The organism is Tundrisphaera macrotermitis, assembly GCF_051175315.1.
Lineage (GTDB): Bacteria > Planctomycetota > Planctomycetia > Isosphaerales > Isosphaeraceae > Tundrisphaera.
This window is the reverse complement of sequence record NZ_CP195100.1, coordinates 2,319,945-2,340,767: the sequence shown is the minus strand read 5'-3', so window position 1 is coordinate 2,340,767 and position 20,823 is coordinate 2,319,945. Positions and strand designations below refer to the sequence as shown.

The 20,823-nt window shown below is 70.9% G+C and carries 14 protein-coding genes; 1 reads left to right on the top strand and 13 read right to left on the bottom strand.

The genetic code is table 11. The annotated features are described in order from the left end of the window. Positions 1 to 64: 64 nt before the first annotated feature. The 6 genes from TA3x_RS09490 to TA3x_RS09465 form a co-directional block, all read right to left on the bottom strand. On the bottom strand, positions 65 to 1,072 hold the full coding sequence (locus tag TA3x_RS09490; protein WP_435020561.1) for a D-2-hydroxyacid dehydrogenase: 1,008 nt from the start codon (positions 1,070 to 1,072) through the stop codon (positions 65 to 67). Further along, the gene (locus tag TA3x_RS09485) at positions 1,069 to 2,196 is read right to left on the bottom strand and encodes a hypothetical protein (protein WP_435020559.1); all 1,128 of its coding nucleotides are present in this window, start codon (positions 2,194 to 2,196) and stop codon (positions 1,069 to 1,071) included. The genes TA3x_RS09490 and TA3x_RS09485 overlap by 4 nt, the downstream gene beginning before the upstream one ends. Continuing rightward, complete coding sequence (locus TA3x_RS09480) at positions 2,193 to 4,598, bottom strand: glycosyltransferase family 39 protein (protein ID WP_435020558.1); 2,406 nt, start codon at positions 4,596 to 4,598, stop codon at positions 2,193 to 2,195. The genes TA3x_RS09485 and TA3x_RS09480 overlap by 4 nt, the downstream gene beginning before the upstream one ends. Then, positions 4,598 to 6,286, bottom strand: a complete 1,689-nt coding sequence (locus TA3x_RS09475) for a glycosyltransferase family 39 protein (RefSeq protein ID WP_435020557.1) — start codon at positions 6,284 to 6,286, stop codon at positions 4,598 to 4,600. Before TA3x_RS09475 ends, TA3x_RS09480 begins: the two co-directional genes overlap by 1 nt. Next, the gene (locus TA3x_RS09470) at positions 6,283 to 7,287 is read right to left on the bottom strand and encodes a methyltransferase domain-containing protein (protein ID WP_435020555.1); all 1,005 of its coding nucleotides are present in this window, start codon (positions 7,285 to 7,287) and stop codon (positions 6,283 to 6,285) included. The genes TA3x_RS09475 and TA3x_RS09470 overlap by 4 nt, the downstream gene beginning before the upstream one ends. 118 nt (positions 7,288 to 7,405) lie before the next feature. Beyond that, positions 7,406 to 8,593, bottom strand: coding sequence for a DegT/DnrJ/EryC1/StrS family aminotransferase (locus tag TA3x_RS09465; RefSeq protein WP_435020553.1), 1,188 nt, complete (start codon positions 8,591 to 8,593; stop codon positions 7,406 to 7,408). 734 nt (positions 8,594 to 9,327) lie between these two features. Here TA3x_RS09465 and msrA point away from each other — a divergent pair. After that, positions 9,328 to 10,077: a peptide-methionine (S)-S-oxide reductase MsrA gene (msrA, locus tag TA3x_RS09460; protein WP_435020551.1), complete on the top strand. Its 750-nt coding sequence runs from the start codon at positions 9,328 to 9,330 to the stop codon at positions 10,075 to 10,077. A 30-nt stretch (positions 10,078 to 10,107) separates the two neighbouring features. Here the strand turns inward: msrA and TA3x_RS09455 are convergent, their stop codons facing one another. The 7 genes from TA3x_RS09455 to TA3x_RS09425 form a co-directional block, all read right to left on the bottom strand. Beyond that, the gene (locus TA3x_RS09455; protein WP_435020549.1) at positions 10,108 to 10,554 is read right to left on the bottom strand and encodes a hypothetical protein; all 447 of its coding nucleotides are present in this window, start codon (positions 10,552 to 10,554) and stop codon (positions 10,108 to 10,110) included. Further along, entirely contained in the window at positions 10,551 to 10,802 is a 252-nt protein-coding gene (locus TA3x_RS09450; protein ID WP_435020548.1) for a hypothetical protein, read from the bottom strand. Before TA3x_RS09450 ends, TA3x_RS09455 begins: the two co-directional genes overlap by 4 nt. A 132-nt stretch (positions 10,803 to 10,934) precedes the next feature. Beyond that, positions 10,935 to 12,134 (bottom strand): aldose 1-epimerase family protein, encoded by a 1,200-nt coding sequence (locus TA3x_RS09445; RefSeq protein ID WP_435020546.1) that lies wholly within the window; start codon positions 12,132 to 12,134, stop codon positions 10,935 to 10,937. 169 nt (positions 12,135 to 12,303) lie between these two features. Next, on the bottom strand, positions 12,304 to 15,291 hold the full coding sequence (locus tag TA3x_RS09440) for a vitamin B12-dependent ribonucleotide reductase (protein ID WP_435020544.1): 2,988 nt from the start codon (positions 15,289 to 15,291) through the stop codon (positions 12,304 to 12,306). Positions 15,292 to 15,682: 391 nt separating this feature from the next. Beyond that, positions 15,683 to 16,003 carry a 50S ribosomal protein L21 gene (gene rplU / locus TA3x_RS09435; protein WP_435020543.1) on the bottom strand — a complete coding sequence of 107 codons (321 nt, stop codon included), beginning with the start codon at positions 16,001 to 16,003 and terminating at the stop codon, positions 15,683 to 15,685. Between the two features lie 189 nt (positions 16,004 to 16,192). Continuing rightward, the gene (locus TA3x_RS09430; protein ID WP_435020542.1) at positions 16,193 to 18,370 is read right to left on the bottom strand and encodes a bifunctional serine/threonine-protein kinase/formylglycine-generating enzyme family protein; all 2,178 of its coding nucleotides are present in this window, start codon (positions 18,368 to 18,370) and stop codon (positions 16,193 to 16,195) included. Between the two features lie 210 nt (positions 18,371 to 18,580). Next, on the bottom strand, positions 18,581 to 19,948 hold the full coding sequence (locus TA3x_RS09425) for an Rne/Rng family ribonuclease (RefSeq protein WP_435022327.1): 1,368 nt from the start codon (positions 19,946 to 19,948) through the stop codon (positions 18,581 to 18,583). Positions 19,949 to 20,823 lie beyond the last annotated feature (875 nt).

Sequence of the window (20,823 nt, the reverse complement as noted above, 5' to 3'; positions counted from 1 at the left end):
CGTGCGATCGGCCGAGGTCGGCCAGTTCGGCCGATCAATGGCATGAATGGCAAGGCCGGGCGGGTCAGAACCAGAGGGCCTTGTCGACGACGTTGAGCAGGGGTTCGCCCCGGGCGAAGCGGCCGACGTTCTCGACCAGGGTCTCCAGGTGGCGGCGGGCGATCACCGGGGAATATCCGGCGGTGTGGGGGGTGAGGATGGCGTTGGGGAATCCCCAGAGCGGGTGGTCCGGCGGGAGCGGCTCGACCTCGTAGACGTCCAGCGCGGCGCCGGCGATCGTGCCGTCTCGGAGCGCGGCGACCAGGTCGTCCAGCACCACGATCGCACCCCGGCCGATGTTGATCAGGTAGCCGGTGGGCTTCATGTGGGCGAGCATGGCGGCGTCGAACCAGCCGGCCGTCTCGGGGGTGTGGGGGGCGGCGATCACCACGAAGTCGCTGGAGCCCAGCAGCTCGGGCAGGGCGTCGAGCCCCTCGACCGACTCCACCCCCTCGGGCGGGCGGGTCCGGTCGGGGAAGCGGTCCACGGCGCGGACCGTCATGCCGAAGGCCAGGGCCCTCCGCGCGATCTCGGCGCCGATGGCCCCGAGGCCGACGATCCCCATCGTGGCGTCGGGCAGGAAGATCGTGGCCCGGTCCATGGCGTTGACCGTGCCCGGCCCCGACGCGTTGTTGACCCGCGCCCCCTCCCCCCCGGCCGGCTCGTAGCGGCGTTCGGCCTGCTGGCGGATGTAGGTGTGGAGGTTGCGGGCGAAGCAGAGGACGTAGCCCATCACCTGGTCGGCGATCACGTCGCCGAACAGCCCCCGCATGTTGGTCAGGGTGCAGGGGTGCTCGACCAACTCCGGGAAGATGTAGTGCTCCAGGCTGACCGTGAACGCCTGGACCCACCGCAGGCGGTCGGCGGCGCGGAGCAGGTCGGGCGTGATCTTGCCCAGGAAGGCCAGGGTGCCCGGCATCGCCGCCAGGGCCCGGGCCTCGGTCTCGGCGTTCACCCACTCGGCGCCGGGCACGGCCAGCCGCAGCGCGGCGAGGCGTTGGGGATCGATCGCGGGGTGGATCACCAGCTTCATGGGAGGGGTTCCCGATCCAGGGGGGTGTAGCCGATCGCTTCGAGCAGCAGGCCGGCCACCCGGGCCGCGCCGTCGGCGGGGAACGGTGGCGGGCCGGGCCGGAGGGAGAAGGCGCGGGCCAAAGGGGCTTCCAGACGGAGCCCGGCGAAGTCCTCGGCCGAGACCGGGATGCCGCCGCCCCAGGCGGTCAGGGCCCCATCGAGGGCGGCGAACTCGGCGAAGCCGTCGCGGGGCGGGTAGATCAGTGGGACGCCCGCCGCCATCGCCTCGCAGGCGGTGCCGTAGCCCGCCTTGGCCACGATCGCGTCGGCCGACGCCGCCAGGTCGGCCCCGGTCCAGTCCGAGGCCGGGACGACGTGGAGGTTGGCCACCGGCCCCCCGGGCGCGGGGTGGAACCCGACGAAGTGGACCCCGTCGAGCCGCGAGAGCCGGTCCCAGCCCATCCCGTCCTGCCCGTACCGGCCGACGTAGGAGTAGACGATCCTGTCCGAAGGCGCCAGGCCGAACCGCTCGCGGATCTCGGCCCGGCGGTCCCGGCCCGGCGAGACCACCATCCCCACGTCCACCCGCGAGGCGATGTCGGCCATGGGCAGGGCGGGCGCGGCCCGGAACAGGGTGTGGGCGTGGCGGTAGGCGTCGGCGATCGCCTCGACCGTCTCCATCGCCTCCCGGCCGAGGGGGCGGGCGTGCTCCTCGTAGATGTCGGCCCAGGTGAAGTTGGCCAGCAGGAAGCCGGGCACGCCGGCCCTTCGCGCGGCGACCAGGGGGACCGGCGTGGCGTCGCACAGGACGGCAGCCGTCCCCTCGTCGGCGAGCTTCGCGGCCTCGGCGTCGACCTCGGCCATGGCCCGGGCGTGGACCTCGGCCGCCTTCCGCAGCGTGGCCGGGCCGTCGGTCGCGGCGCTGTCGCCGGGCGGTCCCAGCGTGCCGACGTCTGAGGCGTGGGGCTCCAGCCGGGCCGGGCGGAGCAGCCGCTCCCCCCACGACGGGAACAGGTCGGGGTGGCAGCGGATCGTCAAGGGCACCTCGGCCGGCAGGCGGTTGAGCACCGCGACCGACCGGTTGAGGTGGCCGAATCCGTGGCTGGTCACATAGGCGGCGATCCCGCCGCGATGCGTCTTCATGGGCGGGTCTCTTGTGCCGGTCCTTCCGCGACCGGCGCGGGCAGGTCGCGATCGAGCGGGCCGCCGAGGCTGGAGGGGTCGGTGTAGCCGGGCCGGAGCAGCACCGAGCGGACGGCGTCCGGCCGGGCGTGGAGGATCTGGATCGCGTCGAGCAGGGCTTCGGGGTCGATCCGCAGGAGGGTCTGGGCCTGGGGACGCCACCCGGCCGGGTCCCCGTCCAGGCCGAGCAGGGACCGGAGCCGCGCCGCGCCGGAGCCGGGCTCGATCGGCGTGCGGTCGATCAAGGCGCGGGCGGCCCGGCGCAGCCCCTCAACGTCGGAGCGGGCCCAGTCCAGGACCGCGTCATCGACGCGGGGCGGAGGGGCCTCGGCCACCCCCTCGCCCCAGAGCCGGCTCAGGGGACGCCCGAGCACCGGGATGTCGCGGACGAACCGCGGGGCTAGCACCACGGGCTGGACCGGCGCCGGTCCGTTCTGGGTCAGGAGGTCGAGCGCCCAGGCCCGCGCCACCGCCTTGGGCGAGGCGATCGTGGCCATCGGCAGGCCGCCCACCTGGGGCGGATGGCTGCGATACCAGGGGGTCATCGCGAACAGGAGCCGGGTGAACGGCGTCGCCTTGCTGTCGTGCGTCAGGATCCACGCATACGGGAAGTGGTCCGGGTCGGCCCGCCCCAGGACGATGTCCCCGCGCAGGGCCCCCAGGTCCTGGAGGCAGGCGAAGGTCGGCGGCTCGGTCAGGGGGTTGAGGAAGTCGATCACCGCCCCGCGAGGCAGCAGTCGGTTCGCGTCCGCGAGCACCGGGCCGTCGAACGCCTCGTACCAGTAGGTCAGCTCGAACCCGCGTTTCCAGGCCCCCCGGGGCCCGCCGATGACCTCGTTGTAGTACGACAGCTCGAACGGGTGGATCGCCGCCAGCTGCCAGGCGGCCGGCACGAGCACCAGCCCCGCCACCGCCCCCCGGCAGGCCCAGGCGTGGCCGACCCGTCGGGCCAGGGCGTCGGCCATGGCCACCACCCCCCAGCCGGCGAACGCCGCCAGGAAGGCGAACGTCGGCAGGAACAGCCGGACCCCGTCGTGCGCGGGGGTCGGCAGCATCCGGACGAACGGGAGGAACGCGAAGTGGGCGGCGAAATAGAGCGGGATCAGGTCGCGAGTCCGCCACGATCGCCCGAGCGACACTCCCATCCCGACCAGGCCCGCCAGCAGGATCCCGACCGGCACGGTGATCGCCATCAGCACCCAGGCGTTGTGCCAGGGGAGGCTGTACTCGTAGATCCGCCCCCAGTAGAGGATACGGATGTCCGGCAGGGCGTTCTGGCGGTCGGTGCTCAGGGCGTAGTAGTGGGCCATCCGCACCATCGTCTCGCGCCACCACGTCGGGTTGCCCAGCCAGCCGACCAGCGGGGCGAACGCCAGGATCGCCGTCCAGGTCTCCAGCGCGGGGCGGGTCACGCCCCAGACCGGGTGGTTGGGCCGCAGCCGGCCCAGCAGCCGCCGCGCCGCCCAGACCAGGGCGGGGAGGAGCAGGATCCCGCCCGGGATCGACGTCGGCGGGAGGGCCCCGAACATGTCGTATCGGTTGGGGGGCGGCAGAAGGTCGGCCAGGCGGCGGACCTCCGCGAACGCCACCCCCAGGGGCAGGAGCATCAACGCCGACGTCGCCAGGCCATCGACCCAGTCCGCCCGGCGTCGCAACGAACCCGGCAGCCGGAACACCGCCAGCCACAGGAGCAACGGCCCCAGCACCGCCACCGCCGCCATCTTCTCCACGAACCCGAGGCCGAGCAGGACCCCGACCAGCACCCGCCACCGCCGCCCGTCGGGCTCGTTGATCCCCTTCCAGAAGGCGAACGCCGTGGCCACCCACAAAAACAGCCCCGGCATGTCGGTGCCCGCGATGTGGCCGTCGCCATAGACCCGGGGCATGACCAGGAGCGCCCCGGCCGCCACCCCGCCGACCCACGCCCCGTAGCGCCGGGCCAGGAACCCGAACAGGAGCGTGATCGTCGCCGCGTACTCGAAGACCGACGCCAGACGCCGCGACGGGATGTCCTTGATCCACGACTTGAACAGGGCGTGGGTCAGGAGGTCGAGCTGGCCGGCCAAAGGCGGGTGGAAGTTGTAGCCGAACCGGGCGTAGGGCCAGTAGATCAGGAGGGCATCGGGCTCGACCAGCGCCCGGAGGTCGGCCACGGACCGGGCCTGGAATAACTTCTCCCACCACTGGGCGGAGACGACCTGGCTGGTCCGGTACGACGGCTCGTCCCAGGTCAGGCCGATGTCGCCGGCGGTCGGCACCGTGGCCAGCAGCGACCCGAGCAGGACCAGGCCGCACCCCAGCCACCAGCGGCGGCCGGACAGGCCCGGGGAGGTCGGCGGGGCGGTTTCCGGGATCGCGGCCATCAGGTTCCGTCCGGATAGGGGTAGATGAGGACCAGCGGCACGCCCAGCTTCCGAACGACGTAAGCGGGCGTCCCCCGCGTCAAGAGGTTTCGCTCCACCGGCCCCAACGCCCCGGGACGGTTCTGGATCACCAGCCACATCGGCCGGCCCGGGTCGATCGGGGCCAGCGCGGCGGTGAGCTTGCCCGACTGCTTGAGGTAGAGCCACGACGTCGGGAAGGTGGCGAACCGGACGGTCCGGCCGGGGGGCGTGTTCGCGTTGATCCAGTCGAGGGCGTCGTCGGTCAAGCCGTCCCAGAAGTAGGTCGGCTCCATCCCCAGCCGGGCCGCCCCCGGCAGGCCGCCCGCGATCGGGCTGAAGTAGCTCAGGGGCACCGGCATCATCACCGCCACGGCCACGGCCCCTTCCGCCAGCGCCAGGGCCACCAGCACCTTCCCCGCCCGGCCCCACCGCTCGACGGCCCATGCCGCGCCCGACCCGGCGGCGATCGCCAGCATCCCGAACGCCGGCAGGAACAGCCGGACCCCGTCGTGTCCCGGCGTGTGGGGCATCGCCCGGAGCGCCAGGAGGAAGCCCCAGTGCATCACCGCCAGGACCCCGACCCGCTCGATCCGCCTCGCCCTTTCGTCGACCGGCCCGGTGCGCTTCCCGAACGATGCCAAGGCCCGGGCCGCCCCGGCCAGGCTCAATCCGAGGAACCCGACCGGCGTGACCAGCGCGGTCCAGGCCACGGTGTTGTACCAGGGCAGGGACTCGCGGGGCGTGTCGTAGATCCGACCCAGGAACTGGACCGGGATCGGGATCGTCCGGCCCCGGGTCAGGTTCGACCGAAAGAACCGCTCCAGGCCGCCGACCAGGTCGCCCCAGAACGGCGGCCCGAAGGCGTACAGGGTCAGGGCGCCGGCCACCCCGCCCGCCAGCAGCGCGAGCAGGCCGCGGCGGTCGCGGTACAGGACGCTCCAGGCCAGGAACGGCAGGGGCAGGAACCAGCCGGTCAACTTGCTGTCGGCCGCCATCCCGCAGATCATCCCGAACAGGATCGCCCAGCCCCACCGGGGGGAGCGGCGGTCGGTGTCCACGGCCTCCGCGAACGCGACCAGGGCCAGCAGCCAGAGGCTGGTCAGGAGGGCGTCGACCGTGGCGTAGTGGCCGTGGCCGAACAGGTTGGGCTGGAGCGCCCAGGCCCCGGCCGCCAGGCTCGCCCCCCACCCGCCCCAGCGACGGGCCGCGAACCACCACAGGACCCCCGCCGCCACGCTGAAGGCCAGCATCGGCCCGAGCCGGGCGCGCTGGAGGTCGGGCCGGCCCGGCGTCAGGACGTCGCCGATCAGCCCCTCGATGGCGTAGAACGGCGGGTGGCCGTGCGGCTCCTCGCGGGCGAACGGCCAGAACCAGTCCAGCGCCGGGCGGGACAGGAGCTTGCCCCGGGTGTCGATCTCGTCCGCCCGGGGGGCGGGCCGGGGCGGGATGTCCTGCTGCACCAGCTCCGACCCCGGCGCCGGCGGCGTCCAGGTCCGGGCGAACCCGGGCGGGTCGGCCAGGGCGCGGAGCCAGGACCGGATCCGGGCTTGGCGGCCGAGCACGAACCCCTCATCCCAGACGATCGCCATCTTCGGCTCGGTGGCCACCATCAGAGCCAGGGTCGCCGCCGCGACCGCCATCCCGATCGCCCAGCGTCGCCCGGTCATGACGCCGACGCCCCGGGGCGGCGCACCGTGCCCAGCCCGGTCCAGCTATAACGGTTGTGCCACCGGACGACCGGATCCGCGAACCCGTCGGCGAACCAGCGGCGGACCTCGTCGCCCGGCAGGTAGTGGGCGACCGGCGTCACCAGCTGGTCGAAGACGATCGAGTGGATCTCATCGAACGGGAAATCATGCATCGAGGCGAAGTAGTCGCCATACGGAAGCCTCGGCCCCCGTCCCCCGGCGCGGGGCTTGTAGAACATCCGGATCGCGGCCCAGAGCGCCGCCGAGGGGATCGCCGAGGCGTGCCGCAAAGGTCCCGGCGGCAGCCGTGCCGTGAGGGCCTCGCGCACCGGGCCGACCACGCGGGCGATCCAGCCGTTGTTCTCCAGGCCATAGACCCAGATCGCCACCCGGCCGCCGTCGCGGGCCACCCGCGCCAGGCTGGCGAACCCCTCCGCCGGGTCGGGCAGGTGGTGGATCACCCCCACCGAGAACGCCAGGTCGAACACGGGGCGGACCGGGGGATGGAGCAGATCCCCCATCACGACGTGGGCATTGGCGAGGTGCCGGGTGTGCTCGAACGCCACCAGGGCGCTCCTCCCCAGGTCCAGGGAAACCAACGCCTTGGGGCCGAACCCGGCCACCGTGGCGGTGTGGCGTCCCTTGCCGCAGCCGCCCTCGAAGACGACCTTGCCGGCGAAGTCGGCCGGCCTGAGCGGGGCCACCCAGCCGAGGAACTGGCGCTCGTAGTAGTCGCGCAGGTCCTTCCAGTGGAGCCACTCGTCGTCGAACCGCCGCGCCGTCTCGACCTTCACCGCGTCGACCGAGCGGGGGTGGAGCCGGGGCACGCCGTCCTCGATGGCGAACCGGCGGCCGTCGGCCTGGCCGACCAGGGTCCCGGCCATGACGTGCCCGTCCGGGTCGATCCGGGGGTCGGGCCCGAGGTCCAGGGCCGCCCCGGTGTCCGGGCAGGCGAGATAGGCGAGGGCTTCCGGGCGCATCGAGGGGAATCGGCCTTTCGCTCGCTCGTCCCGAAGGCGGGACAGGTCGACGGGAAAGGCCCGATTCTAGGGGATCGGCCGGCCCTTTTGAAGCGGGGACCGGCCGCCCGCGTGGCCGTCAGGCGACGTGACGCTTGGGCCCGTCGAACGGGAGGATCGTCTGGGCCTCGAAGTACGAGGCGATCGAGCCGACGACGTGCCGGAGGGCCTCGTCGCTCAGCTCCGGATAGATCGGCAGGGCGATCGTCTCCAGCGCCGCGGCCTCGGCGATCGGGAAGTCGCCCGGCTTGTGGCCCAGGGAGGCGAAGCAGACCTGGAGGTGGAGCGGGATCGGGTAGTAGATCTCCGACCCGACTTTGCGGCTCGCCAGGTGGTCGCGCAGGGGGTCGCGGGCCTCGGCCGGCACCCGGATCACGTACTGGTTGTAGACGTGGAAGTTCCCCGGCTTCTCGCCCGGCAGGGTCGCGACCTCGCCCAGCCCCATCTCGTTGAACAGCTCGGCATAGCGGGCGGCCACCCGCCGGCGCCCCTCGGTCCAGGCGTCGAGGTGGCGGAGCTTGACCCGGAGCACGGCCGCCTGGAGGGCGTCGATCCGGGCGTTGTAGCCGACCTCATGGTGGTAGTACTTCGGCTCCATCCCGTGGACCCGCAGCCGCGCCACCCGCTTGCCCATCGCGGTGTCGGTGGTGGTCACCATGCCGGCGTCGCCGAACCCGCCCAGGTTCTTGCTCGGGTAGAAGCTGAACGCCGCGGCGTCGCCGAGCGTCCCGGCCCGCTTCCCCTTGTATCCGGCGCCGATGGCCTGGGCGGCGTCTTCCAGGACGAACAGCCCGTGCTTCCTGGCGATGGCGTTGATCGGGTCCATGTCGGCGGCCTGGCCGTACAGGTGGACCGGGATGATCGCCCTGGTGTTCGGGGTGATCGCCGCCTCGATCTTGGCGGGGTCGATGTTGTAGGTGTCCGGCTCGATGTCGACGAACACCGGCTTCGCCCCGGTGCGCCAGATCGCCCCGGCGGTCGCGAAGAACGAGTAGGGCGAGGTCACGACCTCGTCCCCCGGCTTCAGGTCGATGGCCATCAGCGGGAGCAGCAGGGCATCCGACCCCGACGAGCACCCGATGGCGTGGGGGGCCTCGCAGTAGCGGGCCGCCTCGGCCTCGAAGTTCGCCACCTCGGGGCCCAGGATGAAGTACTGGCTCTCGACCACCGCCCGGACCACCGGATCGATCTCATCCTTGATGGTCTGGTACTGGGCCTTCAGGTCGAGGGCCGGCACGGCCATCGGTTCCTTCGTCGGATCGCTCATCGTCGGACACTCCCTTGTCGTCGCCCGAGGCGGGCTGCCTTCCCCCCGTCCTGGGGGGGCATGGACGCCGCAGGCTAGCCCGCCCCGCCGATTCGGTCAAGGCGACCTCCGCCCCGACCCGACCCGCCGATCCGGCCGACGATCGCCCCCGAAGTGAGCGGGCCGCATCCCCCGCGCCCCCGCCCGGCCGGCTCTCCGCACCGGGGTCGCGGGCCGATCCGGCGACCCGCGCCCGCCGCCCGGCGTCGTCGCTCCCACCAAGGGAGGGGGGCCATCGTCCCGCGAAAGCGAGGGCCCCTCGCCGATCCCCGGCACCCGGATCGACCCCGGCCGGCGGGAGGGCCTGATGGGCCATCCCCGGGACGAAACGAAGCCATCATCGGGGCGTGGAGTCGCCATCGGACCAATCCCAAACGAACCCATGCCCGAGGTCGGGCCGGCCAATCCGGGCCGTCCCGAACGAACCCAAGCCCGAGGGTCGACCTGGTAATCGGACGTGCGAAACGAAGCCAACAGGCCGGGCCGGCGGCGATCCCGAACAAACCCAATCGGGCGGAAAGGCAAGCAGGGGATGGACCTCGGCCGAGGTTAAAATCCCGGACCGACCGGCCGTCGCGCGGCCGATTCGGGCCCGGCCGACGTAGGATTGGTTTGCCCGAGACCTGTGCGGGCTCGTAAAATTGTCCGAGCCGGCCCGGTTCGCGGGCCGCCCTGGAATGGGAGCCTCGACCCTCATGGCGCTTTCTCGACGTTCGTTCGGCCCGCTGCTGGCCTCGGCCTCCCTCGTGTGGGCCGCCGGCCTCCCCCTGCCCCGCCCCGCGTCGGCCCAGGCCCCCGCGACCTCGACGCCCCCGGCCGCGACCGCCGAGCCGGCCGCCAAGCCGATCGACCCCGAGAAGGCGGCGGCCAAGCCCAGGCCCCTCCCCTCGACCGAGGTCGCCACCTTCGGGGCCGGCTGCTTCTGGTCGACCGAGGCGGTCTTCGAGCAGTACAAGGGGGTGAAGTCGGTGACCTCGGGATTTTCCGGCGGGATGGTCGCCAACCCGAGCTACGCCCAGGTCTGCACCGGCCAGACCGGCCACGCCGAGGTCGTCAACATCGAGTTCGACCCCTCGGTGATCTCCTACGAGACCCTGCTCAAGGTCTACTTCCACGCCCACGACCCGACCACCCTGAACGCCCAGGGCGACGACTACGGCCCCCAGTACCGCTCGGTGATCTTCTACCACGGCGAGGAGCAGAAGAAGGCCGCCCTGGCGATGTACAAGGACCTCACCGCCTCCCGCGCCTTCCGCCGCAAGATCGTCACCCAACTCGTCCCGTTCCAGGCCTTCTACCCGGCCGAGGCCTACCACCAGGACTACTACCTCACCAACCGCGGCTCCCAGTACACCGACTACTACATCGTCCCCAAGCTCAAGAAGATGAGCAAGTTGAAGCTGGACCGCCCGGCCCAGGACGCGGCGGCGACGACCAAGAAGTGACTCGATCGCCTCGGGATCATCGACAGCGCATCAGCGGGCGAGCGGCCTGGCCCGATCAGCGGAGGCCCGACGGTCGTCCGTCCTCGGTTGGGCCTCGGGATGCAGCGGCACCAGGTCCAACCTCTGCTCGTCCGGCGTGTTGGCGAAGCTCGCGTGAATCCCGTCCATCGATCCGGGGCCGGACACGATGTCGGCCTCTCCGCCATAAGGTGAAACCGGCGCGGCGGACCGTTCGTTGCACAGGGCGGAGATCCGGGCCAGGATCGCCCGGAAGACGGATCGCGGCATCGGCACTTCGGGCCAGGGGCCGGGGTCTCCGTCCACCGGGCGGATCCGACAATGCTGGTCCTCCCAGAGGAGGTGGATTTCCCGCTTCCGGGAGATCGCGATCAATTCGTCCACCATCCCCAGGACTCCGCGACTCGCATCGGCGAGCACCGATTCCAGCCCGGTCGTGTCGGCGGTATTCCGGCTCATGGGATGCTCCGAATTCGCTTCGACAAAGCCGGCCACGCCAGCAACAACTCTTCCAGGCCCGACCCCGCGTCGAACTGGACCAGGCCCTGTGCGAGCGGAAACCAGGCGGTCTCAGCACATTGTACGATCGCGTCGGGGACATCAACCACCAGGATCGCCGGGCCGCCTTCATCCGGAAACTGATGGGCCTTCCCTCGGGCGTATTCCTCCGGGTGGCCGAAATGGAACGGGCCGGCTTCGATGGCCATCGAGAAGCCATCATCGCCGGCCCGGCCTCCGGGCTCTTCAAACCGAGGGTCCGGCCCGCGTTCCAGGATTTGCTCCGCCCGCCGGCGGGTCGTTCCATGTAATAAGATCATGAGCAATCGATCGGATCAACCTCACCCCATCGGCACGAACGGCTCGATCATGCCCCGGTGGATCGTGGGGGGCTTGGGGCCCTGGAGCTTCCGGATCTCGGCGGCGATGGCGGCCACGGCGTCGGGGGTGTCGAGGATTTCCAGGACGGTCTCGGCGACGTGGGAGCCGCCCGGCGCGAGCGGGATGACGCGGCCCCGGGCCTTTTCGAGCGGCTTGGGGTGGGGGTAGTTGGTCCCCGGCTCCAGGCCGGTGACGTAGCCATCCTTGAGGCCGCCGGTCGCCTTCCAGAGCGAGAAGCAGGGGAGCTGGGCGGTGGAGTAGCGGAGGGCGACCCCCTTCTTGCCGCCGGCGTCGTGGAGCAGGACCAGGGTCCGGCCGTCGGGGCCGTCGCCGCGGAGCCTGGCCAGGTAGACCTGCTCGGCGAACCCGGGCGTCGGGCCGGCGTAGGTGTCCCAGGCGTCGATCCCCTCGGCGGCCCGGGGGTCGCGGGGGACCAGGGTGTCGATGGGTGCCACAACCTTCGACCCGAGGCCGAGATAGGGCTGGCCGAAGTTCCAGTGGTAGAGGATCTGGAACTCGCCCGGGGAGTCGGACAGGTTGGTCACCTCGTCGCGGACGACCAGGTGATTCGAGCCGGGGACGGTGGAGATCCGGGTCGACAGTTCGAGCTGGGGGTGGAACAGGGTCGACTCGGCCACCCGCCCCTCGATCGTGATCGCGTGCGGGGCCGCATCATCGACGTGGACCGCCACATAGTGGGCCGGGATGTTGGCGATCCGGCCGTGGAGGCCGACGAGGTCGGTCCGGGCGGTCGACCCGTCGGCGTTGAGCACCGGGACCGAGTAGGGCGACCCGTTGCTGACCAGCCCGCATCGGGCCAGCAGTTCGTCGAAGCCGTCGAGCCAGCCCAGCCCGCCGCGATCCGACGGGTTCACGAACTGGGGATTCACCGGCCCGTCCACGACCGGCGACTTCCAGCCGATCGCGTCGCCGTGGTAGTTCCCCCGCCACAATCCCATGCCCCGCGTCGGCACGATCGCGACCGACAGGGCCCCGTTGTCCAGCCGGATCAGGTCCACGCCGTCGCGACGCCCGCCCCGCAGGGTCGTCTTGGTGACCGACCAGGGGTGGGCCGCCGGGTGGCCGAGCTTGGCCGCGGAGACCTCGAACATGTCGACCCAGGTATCCTTCGATGTGTCGGTGAGCGTGTACGAAGGCATGGAGGCCTCGCGGGGCGTGGGCGTCGGGTCGTTTCGCCGGGGGACCGGCCGGATGCCAGACAGCATAAACCGACCCCCATCGTTCCGCCACACTTCGGGAAACGCGAGCGGCCCCGCCACCCGGAGAGGGGTGGCGGGGCCGCGAGTTGCGATCAGGCTCCCGGACGGATCAGGAGCAGCCCATGCTGTTGCCGCAGTTGAAGCAGCGGTAGCAGGTGCCGCAGCGGACGGTCAGGGCACCGCAGCCGTCGCAGGCCGGGGCGTCGCTCTGGAACTGGGCGAACTGCTGGTCCCGCTTCTCCAGCCCGTCGGAGTAGGACGGGACGGCCGCGGCGAACGGGGCGGGCGTGTGGGACAGCTCGGCCTCGGTGTGTTCGAGGTCGGCGATCGTCGCGGCGCGGTGGCCGTTGGTCTTGACCAGCGGCTTGGGGGCGGGGGGCTCGTCGACGACCCGCTGCGGGGCGTTGGCCTCGCGGTAGCCCTCGATGAACTCCATCCCCAGCCAGCGGAAGATGTAGTCGGTCACGCTCTTGGCGATCGGGATGTCCGGGTTCTTGGTGAACCCGGCCGGCTCGAACCGGCTGTGGGCGAACTTGTTGACGAAGACGTCGATCGGCACCCCGTACTGGAGGCCCATCGAGATCGAGGTCCCCAGGACGTCCATCAGGCCGCCGATGGTCGACCCTTCCTTGGCCATCGTGATGAAGACCTCGCCGGGCCGGCCGTCCGGGTAGAAGCCGACGGTGACGTAGCCTTCATGCCCCTGGATGTCGAACTTGTGGGTCAGGCTCTGCCGGGTGTGCGGCAGGCGGGCCCGCTTGGGCCGGTCGGCGACCGGGGCCGGGGCGGCGACCGGGGCCGGGGCCGGGATCACCGGCAGGCTGGCCGCCGCGACCACCGGGATCGTCTGGACGGCGTCGTCGGCCTTGGCGTCGGAGTCCGACTTGGTGCTGACCGGCTGGCTCCCCTTGGAGCCGTCGCGATAGATCGCGATGGCCTTGAGGCCCAGCTTCCAGCCTTCCAGGTAGGTGTCCTTGATGTCGGCCACGGTGGCGTCGGCCGGCACGTTGCAGGTCTTGCTGATCGCCCCGCTGAGGAACGGCTGGACGGCCGCCATCATCTTCAGGTGGCCGCGGAAGTGGATGCTCCGGCCCCCCTGGGGCGGGGCGAACGCACAGTCGAACACGGGCAGGTGCTCGTCGAGCAGGCCGGGCGCCCCCTCGATCGTGTCGTTGGCGTCGATGTAGTCGAGCACGCCGCGGATCACCGGCTCGTCGTAGCCGAGCTTCCGCATCGCCATCGGCACGGTGCGGTTGACGATCTTGAGCATCCCGCCGCCGGCGAGCTGCTTGTACTTGACCAGGGCGATGTCGGGCTCGATGCCGGTCGTGTCGCAGTCCATCATGAACGCGATCGTGCCGGTCGGGGCCAGCACCGTGACCTGGCTGTTGCGATAGCCGAACCGGCGGCCGGCGTCGAGGCACTCGTTCCAGGTGGACCGGGCCTCGTCCAGCAACTCGGCCGGGACCGACGAGCCGATCCCCTCGACGGCGTCGCGGTGCATCTCCATCACCCGGAGCATCGGCTCGCGGTTGAGGGGGAAGCCGTCGAACGGCCCGAGGACCCCGGCATGCTCGGCGCTGGTCAGGTAGGCCTGGCCGTGCATGATCGCGGTGATTCCGCCGGCCAGGGCCCGGCCTTCCTCGGAGTCGTAGGGCAGGCCGCCGGCCATCAGCAGGCTGCCGAGGTTGGCGTAGCCCAGGCCGAGCGGCCGGAACTTGTGGCTGTTGGCCGCGATCCGGTCGGTCGGGTAGCTGGCGTGGTCGACCAGGATCTCCTGGGCCGTGATGAAGATCCGGCAGGCCGCCCGGAACTTGCTCGCGTCGAACGAGCCGTCCTCGCGGAGGAACTTCATCAGGTTCAGGCTGGACAGGTTGCACGCCGAGTCGTCGACGAACATGTACTCCGAGCAGGGGTTGCTGGAGTTGATCGGCGCCGTGTTCGGGCAGGTGTGCCAGCGCTGGATCGTGTCCTCATACTGCAGGCCGGGGTCGCCGCACAGCCAGGTCCCCTCGGCGATGGCGTCCATCAGGCGGTTGGCCGGATAGGTGTCCATCGGCCGGCCGGTGGTGACCGAGCGGGTGGTCCACTCGCCGCCATCCTCGACGGCCCGGAGGAACGCGTCGGTGACGCGGACCGACAGATTGGCGTTCTGGAACATGACCGAGCTGTAGGCCTCGCCGTTGAAGTTGGCCTCGTAGCCGGCCCCGATCAGCGTGCGTGCCTTCTTCTCTTCCTTGGTCTTGCACTCGATGAATTCGAGGATGTCCGGGTGCCAGATCTTGAGGGTCTGCATCTTGGCGGCGCGGCGGGTCTTGCCGCCCGACTTGATCACGCTGGCGATCGAGTCGTACACCCGCATGAAGCTGACCGGGCCGGAAGGCTTGCCTCCGCCGGCGAGCTTCTCCCGGCTGGAGCGGAGCGTCGACAGGTCGGTGCCGGTGCCCGAGCCGTACTTGAACAGCATCGCCTCGGAGGTGGCGACCCGCATGATGTCCTGCATGTCGTCGCCGACGCTCTGGATGAAGCACGCCGACGCCTGCGGGTACTCGTACGCACCGGTCGCCTTGACGACCGTCCGCGTCTCCTCATCCCAGCGCCAGTTGTTGGCGGCGCCGGCGATCCCGTACTTGTGGAACAGGCCGACGTTGAACCAGACCGGCGAGTTGAACGACCCGTACTGCTGGAGGCAGAGGGTGGTCAGCTCGTCGTAGAACCGCTCGGAGTCCTCGCGGGTGGCGAAGTAGCCATCCTCGCGGCCCCAGTCGGTGATCGTCCGGGTCACGCGGTCGACCAGGGCGCGGACGCTGCTCTCGCGCTCGGCCGAGCCCACCTCGCCGTAGAAGTACTTGCTCACCACGACGTTGGTGGCCAGCTGGCTCCACGCCTTGGGGATCTCGCAATCCTTCTGGGTGAAGAACGCCCGCCCCTTCTCATCCTTGATCTCGGCGGTGCGCAGCTCCCACTCGACCTGGTCGAACGGGCTCACGCCCTCGGCGCTGAAGACGCGGGGGACGACCATCCCCGATCGCGCCCGCTCGGCCCGAGTCCCTGCCTGATCACGCGAAGCTGTCGCCCGTTCTTCTACCGTTGCCATGGACATTCTCCGAATTTGTCGCCATGAACAATCGGCCACACACTAACAGAAATCCAGTAGTGGTCAAGCTGCGAGATAGGGATTTCTGTTCAGTATCGCTCGATCGCCGGATGAATCACCTGGGCATCGTTCGCGTCTTCTTCGACCGGCCGTCCCTGGGTGGTGCCTCTCCAAATATCGCCGCGCCGTTTCGCCAAGGCGCAAGTTGTCTCGTGAATTATTTGGCCGGACGGGATGATTATAGGGAGGGCGCCGAAATGGGCGCGCGATCGACTCGAATGCACGGGACCGGCCGGGTGAAAAAGCGAAGGCCGCCCCATCCTGCGTCGGTGACGCGGGCGGGACGGCCTGGGTACGATCAGCGGACATCCGTTTCGGCCGAGGGCTTGATTCAGGCCGAGGCGACGATGCTGGTGATCTGGACGGTCGTGTAGCTCTGGCGATGGCCGTTGCGACGGCGGAGGTTCTTGCGGCGGCGAAACTTCTGGATCACGACCTTCTTGTCGCGGAACTGGCGGACGACCTTGGCGACCACGCGGGCCCCTTCCAGGACCGGCTTGCCGATGACCGGGCCGCCCTCGCCGGAGATCAGGAGGACCTTGCCGAAGACCACCTCGCCGCCGAGATCGACCACGCGGCGGTCGACCACGATGGTGTCGCCCTCGCTGACCCGGAACTGGTGACTGCCGTCCTCGAAGATTGCATAAGCCACTGTCAAGCACTCCTCACGATCCGCCGGCAGCGATGGGCCGCGGGTCGCCGGGTCCGAAACGATGTCTGGGTCTGTCGGTCCCCGAGCCGGGGCGAGACCCCTGGAGGCTGTTTGGGCCGATCCGAAAGCGCAGATTATACCGAAGTCCGATCCGGGCCGGAAGGGCGATCTCCGCGAGAATCGCCGCGGTCACCCTTTGGGCGTGACATTCGTTCCCCCCGACACCTCGGGGCCGGCGGCCGGGGCGGGCGGCTTCACGCCCCCGGCCTCCGGTGCAACGTAGGTGCGGGCCACGCGGAATCCGACGACGTTGCTCCGGAAGTAATTCACCTGCCTGAGCCGGGTCGCCGATCGGCAATGGCGCGGGATGTTCATCATCCCGCCGCCGCGGACCATGCGCACGGACGAGTCCTCCGGGTCGTCGGGGTCGTCGCCCTGGGACAGGGGCTGATAGGATCCGTCGTACCCGTCGGCGCACCACTCCGAAACATTCCCGTGCATGTCGAACAGCCCGAACGCATTGCCGGGGAAACTGCCCACCTGGGTCGATCGTTCCCGGGCCACCCCCGGCCGGGAGTCGTTGTAGGTGAACTCGCCGTCGAAGTTGGCCTCGTTCGACGTGATGCGATCGCCGAAGGCGAAGGCCGTCGTGGTCCCCGCGCGGCAGGCGTATTCCCACTCCGCCTCGGTAGGCAACCGATAGCCGTCCGCCCCCTCGATGGACGCCTCGCCGTCGGCGTAGCATCGCCGCAGGCCTTCAAGGTCGCTCAACTTGTTGCAGAATGAGACCGCATCCTTCCACGAGACCTGCTCCACGGGGAAGCGGGATGTGTCCAATCCGGCGACGTGGGCCTTTCCGCCCCCGGTGGCCGCGAACCAGCTCGGGTTGACCCCCATGACCTTCTGATATTCGCCTTGAGTCACCTCGTAGGCGCCCATGTAGAAGGCCTGCTCGATCCGGACCCGGTGCTGAGGCTTCTCATCGTCCGAGGCCTCCGGTTCTTCCTCGGGGGCGCCCATCAGGAACTTCCCGGAGGGGAGCAGGACCAGGTTCATGCCGATCCCATTCGTCAGCGTCGCCAGCGGAGCGGGGCGTCGGGCCACCCCCTTCGTCACGGCGATCAAGGACGGGAGGTGGGGCGCGGCCGGCCGGGCCGCCGGGGAGGCGGGCAGGCGTGTCGGGGCGAAGCCGGAGAGCCCGGTCGCCACGCAGGTCGCGACGAGCAGGGCCAGCACGCTCGCCCGGCGCAGGTCCACACTCCCTCGCCCGTCCCAGAGTCTCGGGCCCGGCCACCAGAAGGGCGGCGGTGCGATCGACGGCGGTGCCACGATCGGGATCGACGGCGGTGCCACGATCGGGATCGATGGCGCGATCGCGGCGGAGGCTGCGACCGTGGGGGAGGTCGCGACCGTATTCGGCGCCGCATAGGCGGGGACCGAGGGCGACATCTCGTAGCCGAAGAAGCAGTCATGGTCCGCGACGGTGTTCGCCTTGCAGGCCTCCGGGGCCCGGGTATCCAGGCCGGGGTCCGGCTCGGCGGCCTCGCCCGACTCCAGGGCACGCAGGAAGGCCCGGCAGTCGGGCCAGCGATCCTCGGGATCCTTGGACAGGGCCCGGCGCACGGCCGCGAGGTCCCCCGGGCACAGGCCGGCCAGGTCGGGCGGCTGGTGGACGTGCGCGAACAGGATCCGATGGACCGAACCCTGGCCGAACGGGAGGCGGCCGGTGCAGAGCTGGACGTAGGTGACGGCCAGCGAATACTGGTCGGTCCGCGACGACACGCGCCCCTGGATCACCTCCGGCGAGACGTAGTGCGGCGACATCCCCCCGGTGTGATCGGTGCTGGAATGGTCCAGCACCTTGGCCAGACCGAAGTCGGCCAGCCGAGCCGAGCCGCCGACCAGGAAGATGTTGTGCGGCTTGATGTCGCGGTGCTGGACCCCGATCAGCCTGCCGGACCCCGACGGGTGGCGGGGCTCGTTCAGGTAATCGACGGCCCGCGCCACGTCGCGGAGGTACTCGATCAGTTCGTCGCGGGGTATGCCCGCCAGGCCGGCCCTCTTGCACTCGTCCAGACGGTCCTTCAGGCTGCGGTCGCACAGCGGCATGGCGATGACGAGGCAGTCATCCACGACCAGGGCGAACTGGACGTCGAGCAGGTGGGGATGGCGGATGTTGCGGATCGTCTCCAGCGCCCTCTGCTCGGGCCCGGCCTCGGTGCCCCCGAGCCGGATGAATTTGAGAGCCACCCGGACCCCGCCCGGGGCCAGGGCCTCCCATACCTCGCCGAACCCGCCCCGGCCCAGCGATCGGACCAGAGGGTAGCCGGCGACGACTTCCACTCCGGGGTGTAGGTTCACGGCCATTGCCATCTCCGTCGATCGGCCCGATCCCTGCCTGTGGCGAGATGTCTCGCCGGGCCCGGCCGCGTCGGGGGCCCGCCTCTACCCTAGGTCATGGATGGCCGCCAGGAGCCCCCTGCCCCGCGTTTCGGGGCGCAACGAAAGCGGGAGCCGCCCCCCGCGCGATGGCGAGGGACGGCTCCCGCTCGGAGATCAGGACGGGCCGGGTGCCGCTCAGTGCGAACCGCGGCGGTGGTGATGGTGCCGCTCCGGCGGGGGCGCCGGGAAGAGGCGGACTTCGTTGTTGTTGGCGTCGAAGCAGTCGACCTGCAGGTGCTCGGCGGGGGCGTCGGCCTCGTGACGGATATGGATCACCATGTTGGCGTCCAGCTCGATCCGGGCGATCTCCTTCCGCTTGCGGTTGTTCAGGTGGATCGCGACGCCCGGGTGGACGCCGATGTTGACCCGGCGGATCTCCTCGCGGTGCGAGGCCAGGGCCAGGATCCGCATGACGTCGATCGACATGCTCTCGGTGGTCTTGACGACGCCGGCCCCGGCGCAGTGCGAGCAATCCTCGTAGACCGATCGCTTGAGGCTGGGCCGGATCCGCTGGCGGGTCATCTCGATGAGGCCGAACTGGCTCATCCGGAGGACCTTGGTCCGGGCCCGGTCGCGCTTGATCGCGTCGCGGAGGGCGTGCTCGACGCCGCGGCGGTTCTTCTCGTCCCGCATGTCGATGAAGTCGTTGACGATCACGCCGCCGAGGTCGCGGAGCCGGAGCTGGCGGGCGATCTCCTTGGCCGCGCGGAGGTTCATCTCGTAGGCGGTCCGCTCGGCGTCGTTCTCCACCCGGAAGTTGCCCGAGTTGACGTCGATGGCCACCAGGGCCTCGGTCTGGTCGATCACGATCGACCCGCCTTCGGGCAGGTCGACGCGGCGACGCTGGATCTTGGCGATCTCGTCCTCGATGCCGTACTTGTGGAAGAGCGGCACCTTCTCGTCATAGAGCTTGAGCCGGTCGACGAAGCGGGGCATGACGACGCGGAGGAATTCCTGGGCGCGTTCGAAGGCCGACGGCTCGTCGATCCAGATCGTGTCGATCTCGGAGGTGAAGATGTCGCGGATCGTCCGCGTGATCATGTCCGATTCTTGGTAGATCGGCGCCGGGCTCTTGGCCTTCTTGATCCGGCGGAGGATCACCTTCCAGAGCCGGAGCAGGTAGGCGAGGTCGCGGGCCAGCTCCCGCTTGGAGCGGTCCAGGCCGGCGGTCCGGACGATGAAGCCGAGCCCTTTGGGCGGGTTCAGCTCGGTCATGATCTCGCGGAGCTTGCGGCGCTGGCCCTCGTCGGCGATCTTGCGCGACACGCCGACGCGGTTCAGGCCCGGCATCAGGACGAGGTAGCGGCCGGGGATGCTGATGTAGGTCGAGAGGGTCGGCCCCTTGGTGCCGATGCTCTCCTTGATGACCTGGACCAGCACCTCGTCGCCGCGGCGGAAGATCTCCTGGATCGGCGGCTTGACCGTGCCCCGGCCCCGGACGCCGCCCTTGCCGGCGTCGTCGCCGCGGCGGGGGCGGGCCTCGACGGTCCCGCGCAGGCCCATCTCGCGCTCCAGCTCGGCGATCTCCTCGATCTCCTTGCGGATCTCCTCTTCCAGCTCGGGGTCGATCTGGTCTTCGGGGTCGGAGACGCGGGCCGCCTTGGGCGCCCGGCCGCCTTCATCCTCATCCTCGTCCTCGTCGAACTCGTCGTGCTCGTGGTCGTCGCCGAAGTCGAAGTCGGCGGTCGACGTCAGGTCGTCGAGGTCGGAGCCGTGGGCCTCGATCGCCTCGCGGCGGGCGGGTCCCGGCTCGTCGAACTCATCGGGGTCGGCGAGGTCCTCGACCTCCTCGACCTCGGCTTCGGGAGTGGGGGCGCGATCGACCGCGTCGCGGTCCCGGCGCCGGCCGCGGCGACGGCGGCGGCGACGGCCGCCTTCCTTGGCCGTGCCACCTTCCGCGTCCTCGGTGCCCTCGCCCTCCTCGTCGCCGTCGATGCCGGGCGTCAGTTCCTCGTCATCGGCGAGGTCGGGCCAGGCGGGCGGGGCGGCGGATTCGGCCTCGGCGCGGAGCCGGCGCGGGATGTAACCTTCCTCGCCGGCCCGGTCGTGGGGCTTGGAGCGGGATTCGCGGGCCGGGGGCTCGAACTCAGCGGCCCGGGGACGCTCGGCCGCGGCCCGGCCGCGCTCGCGGGTCGGTTCCGGGGCGGGCGGGGTGGGGCGGTCGATCTCGAGGTCGGCGGCGAAGCCTCGGCCCCGCTCGGCGGCCGCGGGGCGGGGACGCTCGGCCGGGGGCGTCGGCGGGGCCGGGCGGGGACGCTCGGCGGCCGGCGGCGCGGGCCGGTCGATCTCCAGGTCGGCCGCGAAGCCTCGGCCCCGCTCGGCCGGCGGGGCCGGGCGAGACCGCTCGGGGGCCGTCGGCTGGGGCCGGTCGGCCTCGC

Bases quoted from the DNA above. Each gene is read 5' to 3' on its own strand.
- TA3x_RS09490 (WP_435020561.1), bottom strand. From the start codon at position 1,072: ATGAAGCTGGTGATCCACCCCGCGATCGATCCCCAACGCCTCGCCGCG.
- TA3x_RS09485 (WP_435020559.1), bottom strand. From the start codon at position 2,196: ATGAAGACGCATCGCGGCGGGATCGCCGCCTATGTGACCAGCCACGGA.
- TA3x_RS09480 (WP_435020558.1), bottom strand. From the start codon at position 4,598: ATGGCCGCGATCCCGGAAACCGCCCCGCCGACCTCCCCGGGCCTGTCC.
- TA3x_RS09475 (WP_435020557.1), bottom strand. From the start codon at position 6,286: ATGACCGGGCGACGCTGGGCGATCGGGATGGCGGTCGCGGCGGCGACC.
- TA3x_RS09470 (WP_435020555.1), bottom strand. From the start codon at position 7,287: ATGCGCCCGGAAGCCCTCGCCTATCTCGCCTGCCCGGACACCGGGGCG.
- TA3x_RS09465 (WP_435020553.1), bottom strand. From the start codon at position 8,593: ATGAGCGATCCGACGAAGGAACCGATGGCCGTGCCGGCCCTCGACCTG.
- msrA (WP_435020551.1), top strand. From the start codon at position 9,328: ATGGCGCTTTCTCGACGTTCGTTCGGCCCGCTGCTGGCCTCGGCCTCC.
- TA3x_RS09455 (WP_435020549.1), bottom strand. From the start codon at position 10,554: ATGAGCCGGAATACCGCCGACACGACCGGGCTGGAATCGGTGCTCGCC.
- TA3x_RS09450 (WP_435020548.1), bottom strand. From the start codon at position 10,802: ATGGCCATCGAAGCCGGCCCGTTCCATTTCGGCCACCCGGAGGAATAC.
- TA3x_RS09445 (WP_435020546.1), bottom strand. From the start codon at position 12,134: ATGCCTTCGTACACGCTCACCGACACATCGAAGGATACCTGGGTCGAC.
- TA3x_RS09440 (WP_435020544.1), bottom strand. From the start codon at position 15,291: ATGGCAACGGTAGAAGAACGGGCGACAGCTTCGCGTGATCAGGCAGGG.
- TA3x_RS09430 (WP_435020542.1), bottom strand. From the start codon at position 18,370: ATGGCCGTGAACCTACACCCCGGAGTGGAAGTCGTCGCCGGCTACCCT.
- TA3x_RS09425 (WP_435022327.1), bottom strand. From the start codon at position 19,948: ATGGGCCTGCGCGGGACCGTCGAGGCCCGCCCCCGCCGCGGCGACGAC.